The organism is Citrobacter sp. CK185 (assembly GCF_030333565.1).
GTDB classification, from domain to species: Bacteria; Pseudomonadota; Gammaproteobacteria; order Enterobacterales; family Enterobacteriaceae; genus Citrobacter_B; species Citrobacter_B koseri.
The window spans coordinates 220,068-243,609 of the sequence record NZ_JAOWFR010000023.1 but is presented as its reverse complement, the minus strand read 5'-3'; the positions used below and the strand labels follow the sequence as shown (position 1 = coordinate 243,609).

At 54.2% G+C, this 23,542-nt stretch carries 20 protein-coding genes; 12 read left to right on the top strand and 8 right to left on the bottom strand.

Features of this window, described 5'->3' with window-relative positions; genetic code table 11:
• The first annotated feature begins 20 nt into the window (after positions 1-20).
• From OGV79_RS08810 to OGV79_RS08800, 3 genes are all read left to right on the top strand, one after another.
• A complete protein-coding gene (locus OGV79_RS08810) occupies positions 21-1,286 on the top strand; it encodes an oligosaccharide MFS transporter (protein WP_012133289.1) in 1,266 nt (421 codons plus the stop codon).
• Positions 1,287-1,307: 21 nt separating this feature from the next.
• A complete protein-coding gene (locus OGV79_RS08805; RefSeq protein WP_286468246.1) occupies positions 1,308-2,498 on the top strand; it encodes a glycoside hydrolase family 88 protein in 1,191 nt (396 codons plus the stop codon).
• Between the two features lie 81 nt (positions 2,499-2,579).
• A complete protein-coding gene (locus OGV79_RS08800) occupies positions 2,580-3,371 on the top strand; it encodes an oligogalacturonate-specific porin KdgM family protein (protein ID WP_071259709.1) in 792 nt (263 codons plus the stop codon).
• Between the two features lie 6 nt (positions 3,372-3,377).
• Here the strand turns inward: OGV79_RS08800 and OGV79_RS08795 are convergent, their stop codons facing one another.
• The 3 genes from OGV79_RS08795 to OGV79_RS21700 all read right to left on the bottom strand — a co-directional run bounded on the left by OGV79_RS08795 (position 3,378) and on the right by OGV79_RS21700 (position 6,209).
• Positions 3,378-4,427: an AbrB family transcriptional regulator gene (locus tag OGV79_RS08795; RefSeq protein ID WP_071259706.1), complete on the bottom strand. Its 1,050-nt coding sequence runs from the start codon at positions 4,425-4,427 to the stop codon at positions 3,378-3,380.
• A gap of 185 nt (positions 4,428-4,612) precedes the next feature.
• Positions 4,613-5,896: a citrate synthase gene (locus OGV79_RS08790; RefSeq protein WP_012133280.1), complete on the bottom strand. Its 1,284-nt coding sequence runs from the start codon at positions 5,894-5,896 to the stop codon at positions 4,613-4,615.
• Positions 5,897-6,101: 205 nt separating this feature from the next.
• Positions 6,102-6,209, bottom strand: coding sequence for a hypothetical protein (locus tag OGV79_RS21700; protein WP_418222314.1), 108 nt, complete (start codon positions 6,207-6,209; stop codon positions 6,102-6,104).
• 383 nt (positions 6,210-6,592) lie between these two features.
• On the opposite strand from OGV79_RS21700, the gene sdhC reads away from it, so the two are divergent.
• The 9 genes from sdhC (at position 6,593) to OGV79_RS08745 (ending at position 17,829) form a co-directional block, all read left to right on the top strand.
• Entirely contained in the window at positions 6,593-6,997 is a 405-nt protein-coding gene (gene sdhC / locus OGV79_RS08785) for a succinate dehydrogenase cytochrome b556 subunit (protein WP_047458089.1), read from the top strand.
• Entirely contained in the window at positions 6,991-7,338 is a 348-nt protein-coding gene (sdhD, locus tag OGV79_RS08780; protein WP_012133278.1) for a succinate dehydrogenase membrane anchor subunit, read from the top strand. The genes sdhC and sdhD overlap by 7 nt, the downstream gene beginning before the upstream one ends.
• A complete protein-coding gene (sdhA, locus tag OGV79_RS08775) occupies positions 7,338-9,104 on the top strand; it encodes a succinate dehydrogenase flavoprotein subunit (protein WP_012133277.1) in 1,767 nt (588 codons plus the stop codon). The genes sdhD and sdhA overlap by 1 nt, the downstream gene beginning before the upstream one ends.
• A gap of 15 nt (positions 9,105-9,119) precedes the next feature.
• Positions 9,120-9,836 carry a succinate dehydrogenase iron-sulfur subunit SdhB gene (gene sdhB, locus OGV79_RS08770; protein ID WP_012133276.1) on the top strand — a complete coding sequence of 239 codons (717 nt, stop codon included), beginning with the start codon at positions 9,120-9,122 and terminating at the stop codon, positions 9,834-9,836.
• Between the two features lie 293 nt (positions 9,837-10,129).
• Positions 10,130-12,931, top strand: a complete 2,802-nt coding sequence (gene sucA, locus OGV79_RS08765) for a 2-oxoglutarate dehydrogenase E1 component (protein WP_012133275.1) — start codon at positions 10,130-10,132, stop codon at positions 12,929-12,931.
• 14 nt (positions 12,932-12,945) lie between these two features.
• On the top strand, positions 12,946-14,166 hold the full coding sequence (gene odhB, locus OGV79_RS08760) for a 2-oxoglutarate dehydrogenase complex dihydrolipoyllysine-residue succinyltransferase (RefSeq protein WP_047458082.1): 1,221 nt from the start codon (positions 12,946-12,948) through the stop codon (positions 14,164-14,166).
• A gap of 129 nt (positions 14,167-14,295) precedes the next feature.
• Positions 14,296-15,462 carry an ADP-forming succinate--CoA ligase subunit beta gene (gene sucC, locus OGV79_RS08755; protein ID WP_012133271.1) on the top strand — a complete coding sequence of 389 codons (1,167 nt, stop codon included), beginning with the start codon at positions 14,296-14,298 and terminating at the stop codon, positions 15,460-15,462.
• Positions 15,462-16,331 (top strand): succinate--CoA ligase subunit alpha, encoded by an 870-nt coding sequence (gene sucD, locus OGV79_RS08750; RefSeq protein ID WP_012133270.1) that lies wholly within the window; start codon positions 15,462-15,464, stop codon positions 16,329-16,331. Before sucC ends, sucD begins: the two co-directional genes overlap by 1 nt.
• Before the next feature lie 589 nt (positions 16,332-16,920).
• Complete coding sequence (locus tag OGV79_RS08745; protein WP_024130527.1) at positions 16,921-17,829, top strand: LysR family transcriptional regulator; 909 nt, start codon at positions 16,921-16,923, stop codon at positions 17,827-17,829.
• A gap of 180 nt (positions 17,830-18,009) precedes the next feature.
• Here the strand turns inward: OGV79_RS08745 and cobO are convergent, their stop codons facing one another.
• The 5 genes from cobO to OGV79_RS08720 form a co-directional block, all read right to left on the bottom strand.
• Positions 18,010-18,612, bottom strand: coding sequence for a cob(I)yrinic acid a,c-diamide adenosyltransferase (gene cobO, locus OGV79_RS08740; protein ID WP_012133266.1), 603 nt, complete (start codon positions 18,610-18,612; stop codon positions 18,010-18,012).
• A 9-nt stretch (positions 18,613-18,621) separates the two neighbouring features.
• The gene (locus tag OGV79_RS08735) at positions 18,622-20,274 is read right to left on the bottom strand and encodes a class I fumarate hydratase (protein WP_286468245.1); all 1,653 of its coding nucleotides are present in this window, start codon (positions 20,272-20,274) and stop codon (positions 18,622-18,624) included.
• 108 nt (positions 20,275-20,382) lie between these two features.
• Entirely contained in the window at positions 20,383-21,690 is a 1,308-nt protein-coding gene (locus OGV79_RS08730; RefSeq protein WP_012133264.1) for a dicarboxylate/amino acid:cation symporter, read from the bottom strand.
• Between the two features lie 167 nt (positions 21,691-21,857).
• Positions 21,858-22,175, bottom strand: coding sequence for a DUF4387 domain-containing protein (locus OGV79_RS08725; RefSeq protein ID WP_012133262.1), 318 nt, complete (start codon positions 22,173-22,175; stop codon positions 21,858-21,860).
• Positions 22,172-23,542, bottom strand: coding sequence for an acyclic terpene utilization AtuA family protein (locus OGV79_RS08720; protein ID WP_286468244.1), 1,371 nt, complete (start codon positions 23,540-23,542; stop codon positions 22,172-22,174). The genes OGV79_RS08725 and OGV79_RS08720 overlap by 4 nt, the downstream gene beginning before the upstream one ends.

Here is a 23,542-nt window from a genome sequence, read left to right as displayed (position 1 = left end):
ACGCTGATGCGGAGAAAATAATGATGAACCCTGTTCAGTCGACACGTTCGGCTTACATCAAGCTGAGTCTGTTTGTATTTCTGTTTACCTTTACCTGGGCGGCCAGTTTTGGCCTGTATGCTATCTGGCTGGGGGATAAAGCCGGGCTGGATGGCGTGGAAATCGGCACGGTGTTTGCCGTTAACGGCGTTTTTGCGGTGATTATCAAACCCGTTTACGGCTACATCATGGACAAAATGGGCATGAAAAAACACCTGCTCTATTTTGTCTGTATTGTTTCGGCACTGATGGCGCCGTTTTACATCTGGTGCTATCTGCCGCTGCTGCAAACCCATTTTGTCAGCGGAATGATTGTCGGCGCGCTGTTTTTCAGCCTCGGCTGGTATGCGGGCGTGGCGGCGGAAGAGTCGTATGTTGACCGTTTCAGCCGTCTGTATGATATGGAGTTTGGCCGCATCCGCATGTGGGCGGCGCTGGGCTGGGCGACGGCGTCGTCGTTTTCCGGCTATCTCTACAATATCTCCCCCAAAATCAACTTTGTTATCAGTACCGTTTCCGCGCTGTGCATGTTCGCGGTGCTGCTGACGCTGAAGGTCGATCACTTTGGTCAGGAAGAAAACAACGTTCTGTCGAAAGAGAAGATTGTCATTGGCGATGTGTTCCAGCTGCTGCGCAATAAAAAGTTCTGGACCTTCTCCCTGTATATCGCGGGTGTGGCATGGATGATGTTTATTGCCGAGCAGCAATTCTCTCGCTATTTCGTCACCTTCTTCAGTACCAAAGAGGAAGGAAACGCCATGTTTGGCTATATGAGCACCGCGCAGTCCGCCGCCGAGTTCTTCGGCATGATGCTGGTGCCCGCCATCATTAACCGCATCGGCGCCAAACAGGGGATGCTCCTGACAGGGCTGGTGATCAGCCTGCGTTTGATTATCTCCGGGTTAACCAACGATCCGTTGATTATCTGCCTGGTGAAACCGCTGTATGGGATTGAAATTGCGCTGATTCTGGTCTCGGTTTTCAAATATATCGCCGAACACTTCGACAAGCGCGTCAACGCCACGATGTATCTGCTGGGTTATCAGGCCATGATTTACGTCGGCTCTATCGTGGTGGCGCCGCCTGCCGGGTATGCCTACCAGAAGATCGGTTTTGAACACACCTATCTGATTATGGGCATCATCGCGCTGATATTTACCGGGATCTCCGCCATCACGCTATCTCCCTGCTATCAGCATAAAAAAAACACCGCCATCCCTGCCCACGGGCAAGAAGCCATTCATTAAAGTAAAGAAAACGAGAGAATTATGTCTGCAACTATCCGTAAAGAAACGATTGTCCCTGTTGCGCTACAGCGCGGCGAGCGCGCTGCTATCGCGCAGAAAATTCGTCATGCGTTGCCGGTGATTTTAAAGGCTGTTGATCGTAACAGCGCTTATTTCGGCCAGCGTTTTCCCGACGCGGCATGTAAAAACAGTATCTATCCGATTATCGATAATCAGGAGTGGACGACCAGTTTCTGGACCGGGCAACTGTGGCTGGCATGGGAGTGGACAGGGAATGCCGCATATCGCGCGTTAGCCGGGCAGCATGTCCGCTCCTTTGGCGAACGTATCGCAAAGCGCGACCACACTAATCACCATGACCTCGGGTTTCTGTACAGCCTTTCCTGCGTGGCTGCCAGCAAATTGACCGATAACCGGGAGGCAATATATATCGTCCAGCAGGCGGCAGAAGTGTTGATGGAGCGCTATCACGACAAGTGCGGCATTATTCAGGCGTGGGGCGAGCTGGATAACCCGGAACAGCAGGGGAGGATGATCATTGACTGCAATATGAATCTGCCGTTGTTGTATCAGGCCAGCGCGACAACGGGCGACCCGCGCTATGCCCAGGCGGCGAAAAGCCATATTGAGCAGGCGCGACGCTATATTGTGCGCGAGGACGGCTCGACGTTTCACACGTACTATATGGATGTTCACACCGGTGAGCCACGCTTTGGCAATACCCATCAGGGGTTCTCCGACGATTCCTGCTGGTCGCGTGGGCAGGCATGGGGCGTGTATGGCTTTCTGCTGAACTACCTCTATACCGGGGATGAGAAACTGCTGGAATTGAGCCAGACGCTGGCAAACTATTTTATTAACCGTTTGCCGGAAGACCTGGTCTGTTACTGGGATCTGGCGCTGACCGAACCCAACAGCGAAAGAGACAGTTCTGCCAGCGCGATTCTCGCCTGCGCCTTGCTGGAGCTGGTAAAACAGCTTCCGGCGACTCATCCCGATCGTGAAAGTTATGAGGCGCTGGCATTGCGAATGATTGAGCGGATGCTCGACGGCTATCTCAATCTGGAGCACAAAGAAGGCGAAGGATTATTAAAACATTCTGTTTATTATTTTAAAGGTAACGTTGGCGTGAATGAATGCTGTGCCTGGGGTGATTATTTCCTGATGGAGGCCATTACCCGCGCAACGTCATGCTGGAATAGTTACTGGTAATATCCCACTCCTCCTGTTAAATAATAATGCTATTCAGTTAGCAGGGGGAGATTTTATCTCTGTTTCTGCAAGGAAAATATAATGAAAAGTAATAATATGAATACAGCCCTATTAGCGGCTGCACTGGTCATGCCTTCCGCCAGCGTTTTTGCGGACAATAACAGTCATTCAACGACGGCGCCACAGGCAAAAGAAAAACCGTTTACGACGGTTTATTTTGCGCCACGCACACAATATCGCACGGCCAGCGAGCGTTTTTTACAACGACTGATGCTGACAGGCGTGGTGCAGGACCCGAACAGTATTTTCGCCCGAATGTACTGGAGTTTTGAGACGGACTCCGATCTCGGTAAAAATATGGAGCAGTGGAAAAGCAGCTACGAAGAAGCAGAGTTTAACAAGCCGTTCCCGCTGGGCGAGAGCGACTTCTGGCTTGAACCTGGGGTTGTCTTTCATTGGGAGTCCGCCGGTTCGCGTATCGATCCTTACCTCGGCATTGGTTATCACTTTGACCCAACGCTGGGTGCCGTTTTACGCTATCGCTATAATCATCAAAATCACGACAGCCAGACGCTACAGGGCGACTGGGATGACTCTTCGGAACATCGCGTTGATATTTATCTGACCAAATATTTTACGCCAGATTTTTGGGTACAATATAATCCAACATATTACAGTAAAACGCATGGTGATAAATTTGAATATGCGAATGGTAAAAACCATACGCTGCAACATAATTTTGTTTTTAACTTCCATGCAACGCCGCGTTTTTATCCCTTCTTTGAATTAGGTTATCTGGATGAATATAAAGATGGCGATGACACCAAAAATGAATACCAGATCAGGGTTGGGTTTAAGTATAATTTAAATTAAACATTTTTATGCCTGCGGCTGTTTCGGCGCATAGGTTGAAATAAAACGAGCAACCGCAGGCCCGGTCAACAAAATGCTGAACAGCCGCAGGGTTTGCATCGCCATAATCAGCGCCATGTCGGCGTTGCTACCGGCGGCGATCACCGCCACGGTATCCAGCCCGCCGGGGCTGGTGGCAAGCCAGGCGGTGATAAAATCAATCTGCATGTAGTGGGCGAGTCCCCAGGCCATCGCCGCGCAAATCGCCATCAGGGCAAAGATGGAGGCCAGAATCTGCGGCAGCGGACGCAGCGCCATAAAAAAGACCTGCCTGTCGAACCCTAATCCGATGCGCCAGCCAATGGCCATATACGCAATCGCCAGCAGCCATTCCGGCAGTTCAATCACGATCATGCCGCCCGCATGAAGCCATGCGCCGACGATCATCGGCGCCAGCATAGTACCGGAAGGAATGCGCAATATGCGCCCGGCGAAGCCTGCAACCGCAGCCAGTAGCAGCGTGCTCCACAGATTGCCGCTCAGCGGCGGGAACCACTCAATCTGCTGGCTGACCGCTTCTGCGCTGTCGCCGAGGATCAGCCGCGTGACCAGCACGGCGGCGCCTGCGACAAACAGTACCCGCAGGTACTGCATAAACGCCACCAGGCGGATATCCGCGCCGTAGTCCTGCGCCATCGCCACCATTGCCGCCGCGCCGCCGGGGGAGGAACCCCATGCGCCGGTATTGCCTGGCAGTGAGCTGTAGCGCACCAGCAGCCAGCCGACCACTGCGCTGGAGAGCAGCGTCACCAGCAGAATGGCTAACACCACCGGCCAGTTCACCGCCAGCGTGGTGAGAATCGAACCAGTAAGGTTTTGCGCAATCATGCAGCCGAGAATGGCCTGCGCTGCGAGAAAAGTGGAGCGGGGGAGTCGCAGCGTAATGCCTTTCAGACTGAATGCGATACCGGCAATCATCGGGCCGAGCAGCAGCGCCGCCGGAAGGTGGATGCAGAGAAAAGCCAGCGAAAGAAGGAGTGATAGCAGGAACAACAAACCCCACTGCAAAACCGGCATCCTGTGCTCCCTGTGTTAACTCTCGTGAAATCTCAATAAATCATAGGGAAAGCGTGATGAGAATAACATAACGGGGGTCAAGAAAAGGTGGGGTTTGCTGTTATTTGCCTGATGGTGGCATAAATGTCTTATCCGGCCTACAAAAGTGAATCATCGTAGGCCGGATAAGATCCGGCGTTTACAGATTAACGCTTAATATCAGACTTGAAATCGCGCTTTTCGTAGCCGGTGTACAGCTGACGCGGACGGGCGATTTTCATGCCTTCGCTGTGCATTTCGTTCCAGTGTGCAATCCAGCCCACGGTACGCGCCATCGCGAAGATCACGGTGAACATGGAGGACGGAATGCCCATCGCTTTCAGAATGATGCCGGAGTAGAAGTCTACGTTCGGGTAGAGTTTCTTCTCGATAAAGTACGGGTCGTTCAGCGCGATGTGTTCCAGCTCCATCGCGACTTCCAGCAGGTCATCTTTGGTGCCCAGCTCTTTCAGAACTTCGTGGCAGGTTTCACGCATGACGGTAGCGCGCGGGTCATAGTTTTTGTAAACACGGTGACCGAAGCCCATCAGGCGGAAAGAATCATTCTTGTCTTTTGCCCGGCGAATAAATTCCGGGATGTGTTTAACAGAGCTGATTTCTACCAGCATTTTCAGCGCCGCTTCGTTCGCGCCGCCATGTGCCGGTCCCCACAGGGAGGCAATGCCCGCCGCGATGCAGGCGAACGGGTTCGCGCCGGAGGAGCCTGCGGTACGGACGGTTGACGTTGATGCGTTCTGTTCGTGATCGGCGTGAAGAATCAGAATGCGATCCATTGCGCGTTCCAGCACCGGGTTAACTTCATAGTTTTCGCACGGTGTGGAGAACATCATGTTCAGGAAGTTGCCGGAATAGGAGAGGTCGTTGCGCGGGTAGACGAACGGTTGACCGATAGAATACTTGTAACACATTGCCGCCATTGTCGGCATTTTGGACAGCAGGCGGAACGCGGCGATTTCACGATGACGCGGATTATTCACATCCATCGAGTCGTGGTAGAACGCAGCCAGCGCGCCAGTGACGCCGCACATAACGGCCATCGGATGCGAGTCGCGGCGAAAACCGTGGAACAGACGGGTAATCTGCTCATGGATCATGGTATGGCGTGTGACGGTGGTTTTGAACTCGTCGTACTCTGCTTGGGTCGGTTTCTCGCCGTACAGCAGGATGTAACATACTTCCAGATAGTTAGACTCGGTAGCCAGTTGGTCAATCGGGAAGCCGCGATGTAACAGAATGCCTTCGTCGCCGTCGATGAAGGTGATTTTGGATTCGCAGGATGCGGTAGAGGTGAAACCTGGATCAAAAGTGAACATCCCCTTTGAGCCGAGACTACGAATATCAATAACGTCTTGACCGAGTGTGCCCTTTAGCACATCCAGTTCAATAGCAGAGTCACCATTTAGGGTGAGTTTTGCTTTTGTATCAGCCATTTACGGTCTCCTTAGCGCCTTATTGCTTAAGACTACTCAGTGAGATTTGCTTCGTTACATAAATCAACCGTTACCAGTTTGTTATTTGGCTCGCCGCTCTGCGAAAGAGGAGAAAACCAGGGTACAGAGCAATGGGCGCTTGCAGGTAAAAACAGTTAACTTATGGCGAATTAGCAACAAATCAACAACTTAGCAATCCGAATTATTAAACCTGACTATCACTAATAACTGTCCTGAATAAATTGGTCAATACCGCCACACTGTTACATAACTTATTAGCAGGTGAAAGAGTGACCCCATAACTTTTGCGCATTATATGCCTTTTCTGGTGTTGTTTGTAACAACTTTGTTTAATGTTTGTCAAATCAGATGATTAAAAATTAAATAAATGTTGTTATCGTGACCTATGTCACTGTTCGGGATAAAACCCGACAAACTATATGTAGGTTAATTGTAATGATTTTGTGAACGTCCTATACTGCCGCCAGGTCTCCGGAATACCCTGCAATCCCGAGCCACCCAGCGTTGTAACGTGTCGTTTTAGCAACTGGAAGCAGTGTTTTACATGACGCGCAGTTATAGAAAGGACGCTGTCTGACCCGCAAGCAGACCGGAGGAAGGAAATCCCGTCGTCTTTCTGGCTACAGGTAGATTCACCCTCTGTACCCGAAGTCCAAAGGGAATAATAAGAACAGCATGTGGGCGTTATTCATGATAAGAAATGTGAAAAAACAAAGACCTGTCAATCTGGATCTGACAACGATCCGGTTCCCAATCACGGCGATAGCGTCCATTCTCCATCGCGTTTCTGGAGTGATCACCTTCGTGGCGGTCGGGATTCTGTTGTGGTTATTGGGCACCAGCCTCTCTTCCCCTGAAGGATTCCAGCAGGCATCCGCCATCATGGGGAGCTTCTTTGTTAAATTTATTATGTGGGGCATCCTCACCGCGCTGGCGTATCACGTCGTGGTCGGTATTCGTCACATGATGATGGATTTTGGCTATCTGGAAGAAACATTCGAAGCGGGTAAACGCTCAGCCAAAATCTCTTTTGTTATCACTGTCGTGCTTTCACTTCTCGCAGGAGTCCTCGTATGGTAAGCAACGCCTCCGCATTAGGACGCAATGGCGTACATGACTTCATCCTGGTCCGTGCTACCGCTATCGTTCTGACCCTCTACATCGTTTATATGGTGGGCTTTTTCGCAATAAGCGGCGAGCTGACCTTTGATGTCTGGAGCGGTTTCTTCTCATCGGCATTCACCAAAGTCTTCACCCTGCTGGCACTTTTCTCCATCTTGATTCATGCCTGGATCGGCATGTGGCAGGTGTTGACCGACTACGTTAAACCTCTGGCCCTGCGCCTTGTGCTACAGCTGGCAATCGTTGTTGCGCTGGTGGTTTACGTCATTTATGGATTTGTTGTGGTGTGGGGTGTGTAATGAAACTGCCAGTCAGAGAATTTGATGCTGTTGTTATTGGCGCAGGCGGCGCAGGTATGCGCGCAGCGCTGCAAATTTCCCAGAGCGGCCAGACCTGTGCGCTGCTCTCCAAAGTCTTCCCAACCCGTTCCCATACCGTATCCGCACAAGGTGGCATCACCGTGGCGCTCGGTAATACCCATGAAGATAACTGGGAATGGCACATGTACGATACCGTAAAAGGATCGGACTACATCGGCGACCAGGACGCGATTGAATATATGTGCAAAACCGGCCCGGAAGCGATTCTGGAACTGGAGCACATGGGGCTGCCTTTCTCCCGTCTTGACGATGGCCGTATCTATCAGCGTCCGTTCGGCGGCCAGTCGAAAAACTTCGGCGGCGAACAGGCGGCGCGTACCGCAGCGGCGGCTGACCGTACCGGTCACGCGCTGTTGCACACGCTGTACCAGCAGAACCTGAAAAACCACACCACCATTTTTTCTGAATGGTATGCGCTGGATCTGGTGAAAAACCAGGATGGCGCGGTAGTGGGGTGTACCGCGCTGTGTATCGAAACCGGCGAAGTGGTCTACTTCAAAGCGCGCGCAACCGTGCTGGCGACCGGCGGCGCAGGCCGTATTTACCAGTCCACCACTAACGCTCATATCAACACCGGCGACGGCGTGGGTATGGCGCTGCGTGCCGGTGTTCCGGTGCAGGATATGGAAATGTGGCAGTTCCACCCGACCGGCATTGCGGGCGCGGGCGTGCTGGTGACGGAAGGCTGCCGTGGTGAAGGCGGTTATCTGCTGAATAAACATGGCGAGCGCTTTATGGAGCGCTATGCCCCGAACGCGAAGGACCTGGCCGGTCGTGACGTGGTCGCGCGTTCTATTATGATCGAAATCCGTGAAGGTCGCGGCTGCGACGGCCCGTGGGGGCCGCACGCGAAACTGAAGCTCGACCATTTGGGTAAAGAAGTGCTCGAATCCCGTCTGCCGGGTATCCTCGAATTGTCCCGTACCTTTGCGCACGTTGACCCGGTTAAAGAGCCGATCCCGGTTATTCCAACCTGTCACTACATGATGGGCGGTATCCCGACCAAAGTGACCGGTCAGGCGCTGACCGTGAACGAGCAGGGCGAAGACGTGGTGATTCCTGGCCTGTTCGCGGTGGGTGAGATCGCCTGCGTATCCGTACACGGCGCTAACCGTCTGGGCGGCAACTCGCTGCTTGACCTGGTGGTCTTCGGACGTGCGGCCGGTCTGCATTTGCAGGAGTCCATCGCCGAGCAGGGCGCGCTGCGTGACGCCAGCGAGTCTGACATTGAGGCCTCTCTGGAACGTCTCAACCGCTGGAACAACAACCGTGACGGCGAAGATCCGGTGGTTATCCGTAAAGCGTTGCAGGAATGTATGCAGCACAACTTCTCGGTATTCCGTGAAGGCGACGCGATGGCGAAAGGGCTTGAGCAACTGAAGGTGATCCGCGAGCGTCTGAAAAACGCCCGTCTGGATGACACCTCCAGCGAGTTCAACACCCAGCGCGTCGAGTGTCTGGAGCTGGACAACCTGATGGAAACGGCTTACGCAACTGCGGTATCCGCCAACTTCCGTACCGAAAGCCGTGGCGCGCATAGCCGCTTCGACTTCCCGGATCGTGATGATGAAAACTGGCTGTGCCATTCCCTGTATCTGCCAGAGACGGAATCCATGACGCGTCGTAGCGTCAATATGGAACCGAAACTGCGCCCGGCATTCCCGCCGAAGATTCGTACTTACTAATGCGGAGACAGGAAAATGAAACTCGAGTTTTCGATTTATCGCTATAACCCGGATGTTGATGACGCTCCGCGCATGCAGGATTACACCCTGGAAGGCGAAGAAGGGCGTGACATGATGCTGCTGGATGCGCTGATGCAGCTGAAAGAGAAAGATCCCAGCCTCTCTTTCCGTCGCTCATGCCGTGAAGGCGTGTGCGGTTCAGATGGCCTGAACATGAACGGCAAAAACGGCCTGGCGTGTATTACGCCGGTTTCGGCGCTACACCAGCCGGGTAAGAAGATTGTTATCCGTCCGCTGCCCGGTTTACCGGTTATCCGCGATTTGGTGGTAGACATGGGGCAATTCTACGCACAATATGAGAAGATTAAGCCTTACTTATTGAATAATGGGCAAAATCCACCCGCTCGTGAGCATTTACAGATGCCCGAGCAGCGTGAAAAACTCGATGGGCTGTATGAGTGTATTCTTTGTGCGTGCTGTTCAACGTCGTGTCCGTCGTTCTGGTGGAACCCGGATAAGTTTATCGGCCCGGCAGGCCTGTTAGCGGCGTATCGTTTCCTGATCGATAGCCGGGATACCGAGACCGACAGCCGCCTGGAAGATCTTAGCGATGCATTCAGCGTATTCCGCTGTCATAGCATCATGAACTGCGTCAGTGTATGTCCTAAGGGGCTGAACCCGACGCGCGCCATCGGCCATATTAAGTCGATGTTGTTGCAACGCAGTGCGTAAATAATAACGCCGGTAAGCGCAGTAAATGACAGTCCCGTAGGCCGGATAAGGCGTTGGCGTCGCCATCCGGCATATATTGCCTGATGGCGCTACGCTTATCAGACCTACGGGGCCACCACCGGTTTGAAATGCAGGAAACCTTTAAAAACTGCCCTGATGGTTAGACAGTTTCTAAAGGTTCCTTCGCGAGCCGCTACACAGAGAAGAGCTCGCAAGTGAACCCCGGCACGCACAGCAATGTGCGTGGTAGTATCCACGGCGAAGTAAGCATACAGAATGCTTAAGGGATCACGATGCAGAACAGCGCTTTGAAAGCCTGGTTGGACTCTTCTTACCTCTCTGGCGCAAACCAGAGCTGGATAGAACAGCTCTATGAAGACTTCTTAACCGATCCTGACTCGGTAGACGCTAACTGGCGTTCGACGTTCCAGCAGTTACCTGGCACCGGAGTCAAACCGGATCAATTCCATTCAAAAACGCGTGATTATTTCCGTCGTCTGGCGAAGGATGCCTCACGTTACTCTTCTTCGATTTCCGACCCTGACACCAATACGAAGCAGGTCAAAGTCCTGCAACTTATCAACGCTTATCGTTTCCGTGGTCACCAGCATGCGAATCTCGATCCGCTGGGACTGTGGGAGCAAGAAAACGTGGCGGATCTGGACCCCTCTTTCCACGATCTGACAGAGGCCGATTTCCAGGAAAGCTTTAACGTAGGTTCTTTTGCGATTGGCAAAGAGACGATGAAGCTGGGCGAACTTATTTCCGCGCTCAAACAAACATACTGCGGCCCGATTGGCGCCGAGTATATGCACATCACCAGCACCGAAGAGAAACGCTGGATTCAGCAGCGTATCGAATCCGGCCGCGCCGCCTTCAGCGCGGAAGAGAAAAAACGCTTCCTCAACGAACTGACCGCCGCCGAAGGGCTGGAGCGTTATCTGGGGGCGAAATTCCCGGGGGCGAAACGCTTCTCGCTGGAAGGCGGCGATGCGTTAATCCCGATGCTCAAAGAGATGATCCGCCATGCGGGCAACAGCGGCACCCGCGAAGTGGTGCTGGGTATGGCGCACCGTGGCCGTCTGAACGTGCTGGTCAACGTGCTGGGTAAAAAACCGCAGGATCTGTTCGACGAATTTGCGGGCAAACATAAAGAGCATCTCGGCACCGGCGACGTGAAGTACCACATGGGCTTCTCGTCTGATATCGAAACCGAAGGCGGTCTGGTTCACCTGGCGCTGGCGTTTAACCCGTCGCACCTGGAAATCGTCAGCCCGGTGGTGATCGGTTCCGTGCGCGCCCGTCTGGATCGTCTGGATGAGCCGAGCAGCAATAAAGTGCTGCCAATCACCATTCACGGCGACGCCGCAGTGACGGGCCAGGGCGTGGTTCAGGAAACCCTGAACATGTCCAAGGCGCGTGGTTACGAAGTGGGCGGTACGGTGCGTATCGTCATCAACAACCAGGTGGGCTTTACCACCTCCAACCCGCTGGATGCGCGTTCCACCCCATACTGCACCGACATCGGCAAGATGGTTCAGGCACCGATTTTCCACGTTAACGCGGATGACCCGGAAGCGGTGGCTTTCGTTACCCGTCTGGCGCTGGACTTCCGTAACACCTTTAAACGCGATGTCTTCATCGATCTGGTGTGCTACCGCCGTCACGGCCATAACGAAGCCGACGAGCCGAGCGCAACCCAGCCGCTGATGTACCAGAAAATCAAAAAGCATCCGACGCCGCGTAAACTCTACGCCGACAAGCTGGAAGCGGACAAGGTCGCTACGCTGGAAGACGCCACTGAAATGGTCAACCTCTACCGCGATGCGCTGGATGCAGGCGAATGCGTGGTGAAAGAGTGGCGTCCGATGAACATGCACTCCTTCACCTGGTCGCCGTACCTCAACCATGAATGGGATGAGAGCTACCCGAACAAGGTGGAAATGAAGCGTTTGCAGGAACTGGCTAAACGCATCAGCACGGTGCCGGAAGCGGTAGAAATGCAGTCGCGCGTCGCCAAAATTTACGGCGACCGTCAGTCGATGGCCGCTGGCGAGAAGCTGTTCGACTGGGGCGGCGCGGAAACGCTGGCCTACGCCACGCTGGTTGATGAGGGGATTCCGGTGCGTCTGTCCGGCGAGGACTCCGGTCGCGGCACCTTCTTCCACCGTCATGCGGTGATTCATAACCAGGCGAATGGCTCCACGTATACGCCGTTGCAGCACATTCATAACGGTCAGGGCACCTTCCGCGTCTGGGACTCCGTCCTGTCTGAAGAAGCGGTGCTGGCGTTCGAATACGGCTATGCGACCGCTGAACCGCGCACCCTGACCATCTGGGAAGCGCAGTTCGGCGACTTCGCCAACGGCGCGCAGGTGGTGATCGATCAGTTCATCTCCTCCGGCGAGCAGAAATGGGGGCGGATGTGCGGCCTGGTGATGCTGCTGCCGCACGGCTACGAAGGGCAGGGGCCGGAGCACTCCTCCGCGCGTCTGGAACGTTATCTGCAACTTTGCGCTGAGCAGAACATGCAGGTTTGCGTCCCGTCCACCCCGGCGCAGGTTTACCACATGCTGCGTCGTCAGGCGCTGCGCGGTATGCGCCGCCCGCTGGTTGTTATGTCGCCGAAGTCGCTGCTGCGTCATCCGCTGGCGGTCTCCAGCCTGGACGAACTGGCCAACGGCGCCTTCCAGCCAGCGATTGGCGAGGTTGATGAGCTCGATCCGCAAGGCGTGAAGCGCGTGGTGATGTGTTCTGGTAAGGTTTATTACGACCTGCTGGAACAACGCCGTAAAAACGATCAGAAAGATGTCGCCATTGTGCGCATTGAACAGCTCTACCCGTTCCCGCACAAAGCGGTTCAGGAAGCGCTGAAACCGTACGCCCACGTACATGATTTTGTCTGGTGCCAGGAAGAGCCGCTCAACCAGGGCGCATGGTACTGTAGTCAGCATCATTTCCGTGAAGTGATTCCATTTGGGTCTGCTCTGCGTTACGCAGGTCGCCCGGCCTCCGCCTCTCCGGCGGTAGGGTATCTGTCCGTTCACCAGAAACAGCAACAAGATCTGGTTAATGACGCGCTGAACGTCGATTAATTAAAGGATAAATAATGAGTAGCGTAGATATTCTTGTTCCCGACCTGCCTGAGTCCGTAGCGGACGCAACCGTTGCGACCTGGCACAAAAAACCGGGCGATAGTGTCCAGCGTGATGAAGTGCTGGTAGAAATCGAAACTGACAAAGTGGTACTGGAAGTACCGGCATCGGCTGACGGCATTCTGGATGCGGTTCTGGAAGATGAAGGTACGACGGTAACGTCTCGCCAGATCCTGGGTCGCCTGCGTGAAGGCAACAGCTCCGGTAAAGAGACCAGCGCCAAATCCGAAGAGAAAGCGTCTACACCGGCGCAGCGCCAGCAGGCGTCGCTATCCGAGCAGAACAATGATGCCCTCAGCCCGGCGATTCGCCGTCTGTTGGGTGAACACAACCTCGACGCCAGCGCCATCAAAGGCACGGGCGTAGGCGGTCGCATCACGCGCGAAGATGTGGAAAAACATCTGGCGAAGGCACCGGCGAAAGCGGAAGCCAAGGCGCCGGAAGCTGCGCCTGCCGCACAGCCTGCGCTTGGCGCTCGCAGTGAAAAACGCGTCCCGATGACCCGTCTGCGCAAGCGCGTAGCCGAGCGTCTGCTGGAAGCGAAAAACTCCACCGCGATGCTGACCACGTTCAACGAAGTCAACATGAAGCCAATCATGGATCTGCGTAAGCAGTACGGCGACGCGTTTGAAAAACGTCATGGCATTCGTCTGGGCTTCATGTCCTTCTACGTGAAAGCGGTGGTTGAAGCGCTGAAACGCTACCCGGAAGTGAACGCCTCCATTGATGGCGACGACGTGGTGTATCACAACTACTTCGACGTCAGCATGGCGGTTTCCACGCCGCGTGGTCTGGTAACGCCGGTACTGCGTGATGTCGATACCCTCGGCATGGCGGATATCGAGAAGAAAATCAAAGAACTGGCCGTGAAAGGGCGTGACGGTAAGCTGACGGTGGACGATCTGACCGGCGGTAACTTCACCATCACCAACGGTGGCGTGTTCGGCTCGCTGATGTCTACCCCGATCATCAACCCGCCGCAGAGCGCAATCCTCGGCATGCATGCGATCAAAGATCGTCCGATGGCGGTGGATGGCAAGGTTGAGATCCTGCCGATGATGTACCTGGCGCTGTCTTACGATCACCGTCTGATCGATGGTCGTGAATCAGTGGGCTTCCTGGTCGCCATTAAAGAGTTGCTGGAAGATCCGACGCGTCTGCTGCTGGACGTGTAGTCACTTTTTAGTGTCACCTGCCCTGTAGGCCGGATAAGGCGCTGGTGAGATGCCTGATGGCGACGCAGCCGCGTCTTATCAGGCCTACAGGTTTAAAGATAACGATTACCTGAAGGATGGACAGAACACATGAACTTACATGAATATCAGGCAAAACAACTTTTTGCCCGCTATGGCTTACCGGCGCCGGTGGGTTATGCCTGTACTACTCCGCGTGAAGCAGAAGAAGCCGCTTCAAAAATCGGCGCGGGTCCGTGGGTAGTAAAATGTCAGGTTCACGCAGGCGGCCGTGGCAAAGCGGGCGGTGTGAAGGTTGTTAACAGCAAAGAAGAGATTCGCGCGTTTGCGGAACACTGGCTGGGTAAACGCCTCGTGACCTACCAGACAGACGCTAACGGTCAACCGGTCAACCAGATTCTGGTTGAAGCGGCGACCGATATCGATAAAGAGCTGTATCTTGGCGCGGTTGTTGACCGTAGCTCCCGCCGCGTGGTCTTTATGGCCTCCACCGAAGGCGGTGTGGAAATCGAAAAAGTGGCGGAAGAGACCCCGCACCTGATCCACAAAATCGCCCTCGATCCGCTGGCGGGCCCAATGCCGTATCAGGGCCGCGAACTGGCGTTCAAACTGGGTCTGGAAGGTAAGCAGGTTCAGCAATTTACGAAGATCTTTATGGGTCTGGCGACCATTTTCCTTGAACGCGATCTGGCGCTGATCGAAATCAACCCGCTGGTGATCACTAAGCAGGGCGATCTGATCTGTCTCGACGGTAAACTGGGCGCTGACGGCAACGCGCTGTTCCGCCAGCCGGATCTGCGTGAAATGCGCGACCAGTCTCAGGAAGACCCGCGTGAAGCACAGGCGGCGCAGTGGGAACTGAACTACGTGGCGCTGGACGGCAACATCGGCTGCATGGTTAACGGCGCAGGTCTGGCGATGGGCACGATGGACATCGTTAAACTGCACGGCGGCGAACCGGCTAACTTCCTCGACGTAGGCGGCGGCGCGACCAAAGAGCGCGTAACCGAAGCGTTCAAAATCATCCTCTCTGATGACAACGTGAAAGCGGTTCTGGTTAACATCTTCGGCGGCATCGTCCGTTGCGACCTGATTGCCGATGGTATCATCGGCGCGGTAGAAGAAGTGGGTGTTAGCGTACCGGTTGTCGTACGTCTGGAAGGCAACAACGCCGAACTCGGCGCGAAAAAACTGGCTGACAGCGGCCTGAATATTATTGCAGCGAAAAGTCTGACGGATGCAGCTCAGCAGGTTGTTGCCGCAGTGGAGGGGAAATAATGTCTGTTTTAATCGATAAAAACACCAAGGTTATCTGCCAGGGCTTTACCGGTAGCCAGGGGACTTTCCACTCTGAACAGGCGATTGCTTACGGCACGCAGATGGTGGGCGGCGTAACGCCAGGCAAAGGCGGCACCACGCATCTGGGTCTGCCGGTGTTCAATACCGTGCGTGAAGCGGTAGAAGCCACTGGCGCCACCGCAACGGTTATCTACGTTCCGGCGCCGTTCTGCAAAGACTCCATTCTGGAGGCTGTCGACGCGGGCATCAAACTGATTATCACCATCACTGAAGGTATCCCGACGCTGGATATGCTGACCGTGAAAGTCGCGCTTGACGAAGCGGGCGTGCGCATGATCGGGCCGAACTGCCCGGGCGTGATCACCCCAGGCGAGTGCAAAATCGGCATCATGCCGGGCCACATCCACAAGCCGGGCAAAGTGGGCATCGTGTCCCGCTCCGGTACGCTGACCTATGAAGCGGTTAAGCAGACCACTGACTACGGTTTCGGCCAGTCCACCTGTGTGGGCATCGGCGGTGACCCGATCCCGGGCTCTAACTTCATCGATATCCTGAAACTGTTCCAGGAAGATCCGCAGACTGAAGCGATCGTGATGATCGGTGAGATCGGCGGTAGCGCGGAAGAAGAGGCGGCGGCATACATCAAAGAACACGTAACCAAGCCGGTTGTCGGTTACATCGCGGGCGTTACCGCGCCGAAAGGCAAGCGTATGGGTCACGCGGGCGCGATTATCGCGGGTGGTAAAGGTACGGCGGATGAGAAATTCGCCGCGCTGGAAGCCGCAGGCGTGAAAACCGTTCGTAGCCTGGCGGATATCGGCGAAGCGCTGAAAGCCGTAATGAAGTAATTCTCAAAAAGCAGCAATAAGGCCCGACTCCTTCGTGCGACAGGGGAATACCTGAAGCGCGGAGGATGCAGGGCTGGTCCGTTTTCGACATGGTTGGTCACCTTCTGGTGACCTTTTTTTTGCCTGTTTTGCCGCTTAACCGTGTTGAAAATAAGCATCTTGCTGCGGTAAACGTTTACCCGCGCTTATTGTTATTAATATCATCCTGCCAGCAGGTAACGAACAGAAAATTATCAGACACATAAACAGTCGCTTTCTGTTATGCCGCGTGTTAAATCCTCCTTAAATAAACCACAAATAATATTGATTCACCTCGCAACATTTTTTCTCCATAAAACAAGTTAACATGAAAAATTATTAAGAACTTATTAGCACTATTTGCCTGTAATTAACCGCGTTTAAATTGTGTTTATTGTCGGGGTTGAGTATTATTGCTTAATATTTAAACACTGGCAGTGTGCGTAAATCATGGAGTGGATCAATGACATTAGCGGAGAAAATAAAATATAACTCTCGGGGATAATCTGGAGGGGTTGCATTAATTTTTTATAAATTAAACTATTTTTGTACGCTGCATATGGAAGACGTTATGAGAGGAAAGATACCCAAGACCGAATTACTGGTGACTTTTGAAGTGGTGGCGCGTCACGAAAGCTATACCCGGGCAGCAGAAGAGTTGGCGTTGACTCAGAGTGCCGTGTTCCGGCAGGTGAATGCGCTGGAGGATTTTTTACATACCTCGTTATTTAACCATGCCAAAAAGCGAATTTTTTTAAATGCAGCCGGTAAGCATTATCTGAGCATTGTTAAAGAAACACTTAACAAACTTGAACGCGATACCAATACGATAATGACCTGGCAACCCACCGTTCAGGTCATTGAGCTGGCGGTGAACCCAACGTTCAGTACCCACTGGCTGATTCCGAATTTACGTGAATTTAATAAAATAAATCCTGACATTATCGTTAATATTCATTCGCTGGCGAATATTGGCGATTTTCTTAACCGTGAGTATGACGCCGCCATTATGCGGGAAGATTTTTGCTCGCCCTGGTCAGAGGTGGAGTATTTATTTGAAGAGGAAATTTTACCCGTATGCAGTGGCAGCCTTTTACCTCAGCCGAATCAAAAACTGACCGTAGAAGAGTTGCTCAATGAATTTCCCCTTTTGCATCAAAGTACGCGCATCAAAGGCTGGCAGGAATGGTTTGCGCTGTCGGATATCAACAGTCCGCTGGTGAATAAAGGCCCGCGCTTTGATTTATTGTCGATGCTGATTGCCGCCGTGCGTTCTAATCTGGGCGTGGCGCTATTGCCCCGGTTTGCGATCCAGCACGATCTGGATAACGGTGAGATGGTGATTCCCTGCGATGTGCCGATGCGTACAGGGAACCGGTTTATTATGACGTGGCGCGAAGAAAAAGCGGAATCCCGGTATTTACAGATCTTCCGTGACTGGCTGCTGCAAAAATCGGTAATCTCAGCGGTGGAGCGCTGACGCCGGATGGCGGCCAGTGGCCTTATCCGGCCTACAAACGGTGAGGACTGATGCCGGATGGCGGCCGATGGCCTTATCCGGCTTACAAGCGATGAGGGCTGCGGCCGGTGGCTTTATCCGGCCTACAGGCGGTGAGGGCTGTAGGCCTGATAAGCGCAGCGCCATCAGGCAAAGGCGCGGCTACCAGTCTATCCCCGCCTGCGCCTGGATGCCGCTATCGAATGCATGCTTCACCGGGCGGACTTCGCTGACCGTATCGGCGAGTTCCAGTAACTGCGTATGACACCCGCGACCGGTAACGATCACGCTCTGCTGTTCGGGACGATTCACAATCGCGGCGATCACGTCCTGGGTGTCCAGGTAGTGATAAGCCAGCATGTATGTCAGTTCATCCAGCACCACCAGATCGTAACGCGGGTCGGCGAGCATGCGCCTGCCTTCCTGCCAGACGGCTTCCGCCGCCTGTATATCCGCTTCCCGGTCCTGCGTCTCCCAGGTAAAACCGGTGCCCATAATGTGAAACTCAACGCCAAGCGGTTGCAGCGTGTTGTATTCACCGTTATCCCACTGACCTTTAATAAATTGCGCGACGCCAACGGTTTTGCCGTGACCGACCGCGCGGGTTGCGGTGCCAAAGGCCGCCGTCGATTTTCCTTTACCGTTCCCGGTGAAAACAATCAGGACTCCTTTCTGTTCCGTGGCCGCCGCCACGCGGGTGTCCACCTGTTCTTTCAGTTTTTGCTGCCGCTGGCGGTGCCTGTCAGTATTGGCTCGCGCTTCCATAAATGCTCCTTAATGTCCTGCCGGACAGGTCGCGCAGCGATGTTGCTGCTCAAACTGGCTGAAGAAGTTATTGCCTTTATCATCCACCAGCACAAAGGCGGGCAGGTTTTTGACCTCCATCATCCACACGGCTTCCATCCCCAGTTCGGGATACTCAAGGCAGCGTAAGCTTTTAACGTACTGCTGCGCCAGAAGCGCGGCGGCGCCGCCAATGCTGCCAAGATTGAAGCCGCCATGCTTGTGGCAGGCCTCGGTCACTTGCTGGCTGCGGTTGCCTTTCGAAAGCATGATCAAACTGCCGCCCGCCGCCTGGAAGGCGTCAACATAGCCGTCCATGCGCCCGCCGGTGGTCGGGCCGAGCGAGCCGCAGGCCTGTTTTTCCGGCGTTTTGGCTGGCCCCGCGTAATAAACAATGTGATTTTTCATGTAGTCCGGCATCGGTTCGCCGTTATCCAGACGCTCTTTAATTTTGGCGTGCGCGATATCGCGGGCGACGACAATCGGGCCGTTCAGCGACAGTCGGGTACCGACAGGCAGCGTGGAAAGGTTATGCAGGATCTCGCGCAGCGGACGGTTGAGATCGAGCTGTACGGTCTGGGCGCTGTTTTCCACGCGCAGGGATTCAGGAATAAATTTTCCCGGATTGTGTTCGAGTTTTTCCAGCCAGATGCCGCGTTTGTTGATCTTCGCTTTAATATTGCGGTCGGCAGAGCAGGAGAGCGCCATTGCGATGGGGCAGGAGCCGCCGTGACGCGGCAGGCGGATAACGCGGATATCATGAGCGAAATATTTGCCGCCAAACTGTGCTCCGATGCCAAACTCGCGGCTGGCATTGAGCAGGGTTGTTTCCAGCGCCGTGTCGCGAAACGCCTGGCCCAGCTCGTTTCCGCTGGTCGGCAGGGTGTCGTAATATTTGGTTGAGGCCAGCTTCGCCACTTTCAGCGACTGGTCGGCAGACAATCCGCCAACCACAAAAGCGATGTGGTAGGGCGGGCAGGCTGCTGTTCCCAGCGACCGCATTTTTTCGATCAGGAAAGCGGTGAGTTTTTCGGGTTGCAGAATAGATTTGGTTTCCTGAAACAGCGCCGCTTTGTTGGCGGAACCGCCGCCTTTATTGACGAAGAGAAACCGGTATTCGTCACCCGGCGTCGCGCTGATATCAATCTGGGCGGGCAGGTTGGTTTGGGTATTCACCTCGGTGTACATGTCCAGCGGGGCGTTCTGGGAGTAGCGTAAGTTATTTTCCTGGAAAGTGATGTACACGCCTTTGCTCAGGGCTTCGGCATCGTTGCCGCCTGTCCAGACGTGCTGACCTTTGCTCGCCACAATGGTTGCCGTTCCCGTGTCCTGGCAGTTTGGCAGTACGCCTTTCGCCGAGACTTCGGCATTGCGTAACAGTTGCAGCGCGACGTACTTATCATTACTGCTGGCCTGCGGATCGTGCAGGATGCTGGCAATCTGTTTCAGATGCGCGGTGCGCAGGAAAAACGAGGCTTCATAAAATGCCTGTTGGGCCAGCAGAGTCAGCGCTTCAGGCGCGACTTTGATAACCTCTTCACCGTCTAACTCCGTTACCGTAATGTGCTTGTCGCTGAGTAATTCATATTCCGTCGTATCTTTGCTTTGAACAAACGGTTCCTGCCAGACAAATGGTTTAGACATATTAACTTCTCACCTTTAAGTTATTTTTGCCGGACGGCTGTCCGGCCTACAACAATGCGCAAACCGTAGGCCGGATAAGCGTTAGCGCCATCCGGCATCGCTGTGGTATCAGGACATCGCCACTTCTGAGTGTTCGGTTGCCGGGCGCTCCTGTTCCGGGGTTTTGACCGGTGCTTTGCCACGGCAGCCTGCGCCGAAGTGCTCGCCTTCCCAACGACCGACAATCGCCGCACCCATCGCATTACTCATCACGTTGGTGGCAGAACGGCCCATATCGAGGAACGGATCGACGCCCATCAGCAGGATCAGACCGGCTTCTGGAATGTTGAACTGGTTGAGGGTAGCGGCGATAACCACCATTGACGCACGCGGCACGCCTGCCATTCCTTTGGAGGTCAGCATCAGAATCAGCAGCATGGTGATCTGCTCGCCCATGCTCAGTTCAATGTTGCACGCCTGGGCGATAAACACGGTGGCAAACGAGCAGTAGGCCATTGAGCCGACGAGGTTAAAGGAGTAACCGATAGGCAGTACGAAGCTGGCAATCTTGGAAGAGACGCCAAACTTCTCCAGTTTGTCCAGCGTACCAGGGAAAGCCGCCTCCGAGCTGGACGTGGTAAAGGCCAGCAGCGCGGGTTCGAAGATTGCTTTGGTCAGACGACTGATGCACGGCCCGACAATCATTGTTGACAGGCCAATCAGGATCGCCCACAGCATCCCCAGCGTCAGGTAGAACTCGCCCATGAAGATCCCGGCGCTGACCATCACGCCCAGACCGCGTTCAGCAATCAAACCGGAGATGGCGGCAAAGACGGTCAGCGGCGCAAACAGCATCACGTAACCTGTCAGCTTCAGCATGACGTGCACCAGCGAGTCGAGCACTTTAACGATGGCGGCGCCTTTTTCACCAACAGCGGCCAGGCTGCAACCGAGGAAAATGGAGAACACCACAATTTGCAGGATCTCGTTGCGCGCCATCGCATCGATAATGCTGGTGGGCACGGCGTGCGAGATAAAGACTTTCAGCGTGAAGGGTTCAGACTGCACGGCGGCAACCGCGCCAGCGTCGTGTGCCACAAAGTTAATGCCTGCGCCTGGCTGGAACATATTGACGATGACCAGACCCAACGCAATAGACAACAATGAGGCGCAAATAAACAGGAAAAAGGTTTTAGAGAATATACGCCCCAGCGTTTTGGCATCGCCCATTTTGGCGATCCCCACCACTAATGTTGAAATAACCAGGGGGGCAATAATCATTTTTACCATGCGCAAAAATATGGTGGTAAAAATAGAGATGTCCTGGGCGTACGATTTTGCTGTTTCAGCCGATGCCATATTATTAATGGCCACCCCGGCAATCATGCCGAGTATCAGGCCTAATATGATCATTTTGGTTAAACTTATTTTTTTCATGTTTGCTCCATCGGATAATGGTTGGAGAATAATGTGTAGGGCAGCGCATACCCGAACGCAGACAACCGCTCAGGTACGCGCTTGTTATGACCAACCGCATGAATAATCAGGAAAACAGTGATACAGCAAAATCCTGTATCCTGATGGCTGTTGTTGTATTGTTATGACTACAAGTCGAAGGTAATACTTAATAGCGGCGCGTGTTGCTGCGCGCCATAAACATCATTGTCACCAACGTTGCCGGAAATAATATCGCGCGGCATGACAATTTTTACCGCATTTGCCGGATCAAACCAGACAATGCGATGAATAAAATCAGGCTCGACGTTATATAAACGGGCAATAAGCTGCGGCGTTAATTGTTCCGATGCTTTTACCCGCTGATAGTCTTCCCGGGTTTTAAACAAAATATCTAAAACCAGTTCGTACGGTCCGGCGTTTTTGGAACGAATCACCTGCGCCAGTGAGCAAATAGAGTGTTTCATGCCTGAACTCCTTCCGGCGTCACCTGTTCGATGTGGAAATCAAATTGCAGCGCGTCGCTCGCTTCAATCAGGTGATAGATTGAAAACTCATACACTGGCCCGCTTTGAATGTCGGAAGGCGAGAACGGGAAGGCGAGGTTACCCGCCGTCGCAATCCGGTTTTCATAGCCATAGTGCAGGAGGGTGGAACGCACCAGCGAACAGACGCTGTTGGCGATATCCTGCGTCGGCGCGACCACGTCGAGCAATATGCCCAGTTCGTGCCCGGCGCTCTGCATCGGTTCGTGATTGCCCATCACCCCGTTCTTACCGTACAGGTGAAACGTCATGCGGATGCTGTCATCATTCAGCGAGAGGTTACGCGCCACGCTGGCCTTCACCTCTTCGAGAATGGTGTCAATGCTGGCAATCATGATCGGGTCGCGCGTCCCGGCGATGGTCAGACAGCGGAAGCCCACCTGACGCGCGCCTTCCAGCTTCAGCGCGTATGGCGTCTCTTCGTGACGGGAACCGCTGACGTAGACCTCGCCCTCGTTGACCGCTTTGAAGCTGCACCCTTTCAGATTCAGCACGCCGCCCGGCCCCGGCAGGTAGTACGGATCGGATTTCTCATACAGGGTGTGCGCCGCCGCAGAGGTTTCGGTGAACTTGCGCTTTGGATTGAACGTTTTAAGCGTAAAGCCGTTATCGTCAATGATCCCCATCGCGCAGTCGGAACCGGAACCCGGCGTCGCGGCGATGGCCGCGCACTCAAGGATCTTGCCGCAGTGCAGCGCCAGACCTTCATCAAAGCCCTGCATGATCGGCAGCGCCGCGAAGCAGGCCGGATCGTAAGCGCGTCCGCCCAGCACCACCTGCGCACCGGCTTTCAGCGCCCGCTGGAAAGGTTCGATGCCCATTTGCGCGACGATATAGGTGCTTTGGTCGATCGCGTCGTGGGTCAGTTCCGGGACGAAATCCAGCGCGGTGATTTTGCCGTTATCCAGCGCCTGGTGAACGATCGCTTTATCAACATCTGACGGGATAAGCGCCATCGAGAACGACAGTTTCTCTTCCTGAGCAATCTCAAGGATTATCTGGCGACACCACTCCAGATGCGGCGCCGCGCCGGAGCCTCCGGCAGTGCCGATCACCACCGGGATGTTGTTTTTCACGCCTGCGGTGATCATATAGCGCAGATCGCGTTTCACTCCCGCCCTGTCGGTAAAGGGTTTCCCTGCCCCCAGGTAGTGGGGGCCAGGATCGGAGGAACCGGCGTCAACGGCGATCAGATCCGGCGACTCCTCCATCGCTTTGCGAAAGCTCTCTTCCGGGAAGCCATAGCCCAGAATGGCCGTCGGCGATAAGATCTTAAATGTGCGTGCCAT

Bases quoted from the DNA above. Each gene is read 5' to 3' on its own strand.
- OGV79_RS08810 (WP_012133289.1), top strand. From the start codon at position 21: ATGATGAACCCTGTTCAGTCGACACGTTCGGCTTACATCAAGCTGAGT.
- OGV79_RS08805 (WP_286468246.1), top strand. From the start codon at position 1,308: ATGTCTGCAACTATCCGTAAAGAAACGATTGTCCCTGTTGCGCTACAG.
- OGV79_RS08800 (WP_071259709.1), top strand. From the start codon at position 2,580: ATGAAAAGTAATAATATGAATACAGCCCTATTAGCGGCTGCACTGGTC.
- OGV79_RS08795 (WP_071259706.1), bottom strand. From the start codon at position 4,427: ATGCCGGTTTTGCAGTGGGGTTTGTTGTTCCTGCTATCACTCCTTCTT.
- OGV79_RS08790 (WP_012133280.1), bottom strand. From the start codon at position 5,896: ATGGCTGATACAAAAGCAAAACTCACCCTAAATGGTGACTCTGCTATT.
- OGV79_RS21700 (WP_418222314.1), bottom strand. From the start codon at position 6,209: ATGCGCAAAAGTTATGGGGTCACTCTTTCACCTGCTAATAAGTTATGT.
- sdhC (WP_047458089.1), top strand. From the start codon at position 6,593: ATGTGGGCGTTATTCATGATAAGAAATGTGAAAAAACAAAGACCTGTC.
- sdhD (WP_012133278.1), top strand. From the start codon at position 6,991: ATGGTAAGCAACGCCTCCGCATTAGGACGCAATGGCGTACATGACTTC.
- sdhA (WP_012133277.1), top strand. From the start codon at position 7,338: ATGAAACTGCCAGTCAGAGAATTTGATGCTGTTGTTATTGGCGCAGGC.
- sdhB (WP_012133276.1), top strand. From the start codon at position 9,120: ATGAAACTCGAGTTTTCGATTTATCGCTATAACCCGGATGTTGATGAC.
- sucA (WP_012133275.1), top strand. From the start codon at position 10,130: ATGCAGAACAGCGCTTTGAAAGCCTGGTTGGACTCTTCTTACCTCTCT.
- odhB (WP_047458082.1), top strand. From the start codon at position 12,946: ATGAGTAGCGTAGATATTCTTGTTCCCGACCTGCCTGAGTCCGTAGCG.
- sucC (WP_012133271.1), top strand. From the start codon at position 14,296: ATGAACTTACATGAATATCAGGCAAAACAACTTTTTGCCCGCTATGGC.
- sucD (WP_012133270.1), top strand. From the start codon at position 15,462: ATGTCTGTTTTAATCGATAAAAACACCAAGGTTATCTGCCAGGGCTTT.
- OGV79_RS08745 (WP_024130527.1), top strand. From the start codon at position 16,921: ATGAGAGGAAAGATACCCAAGACCGAATTACTGGTGACTTTTGAAGTG.
- cobO (WP_012133266.1), bottom strand. From the start codon at position 18,612: ATGGAAGCGCGAGCCAATACTGACAGGCACCGCCAGCGGCAGCAAAAA.
- OGV79_RS08735 (WP_286468245.1), bottom strand. From the start codon at position 20,274: ATGTCTAAACCATTTGTCTGGCAGGAACCGTTTGTTCAAAGCAAAGAT.
- OGV79_RS08730 (WP_012133264.1), bottom strand. From the start codon at position 21,690: ATGAAAAAAATAAGTTTAACCAAAATGATCATATTAGGCCTGATACTC.
- OGV79_RS08725 (WP_012133262.1), bottom strand. From the start codon at position 22,175: ATGAAACACTCTATTTGCTCACTGGCGCAGGTGATTCGTTCCAAAAAC.
- OGV79_RS08720 (WP_286468244.1), bottom strand. From the start codon at position 23,542: ATGGCACGCACATTTAAGATCTTATCGCCGACGGCCATTCTGGGCTAT.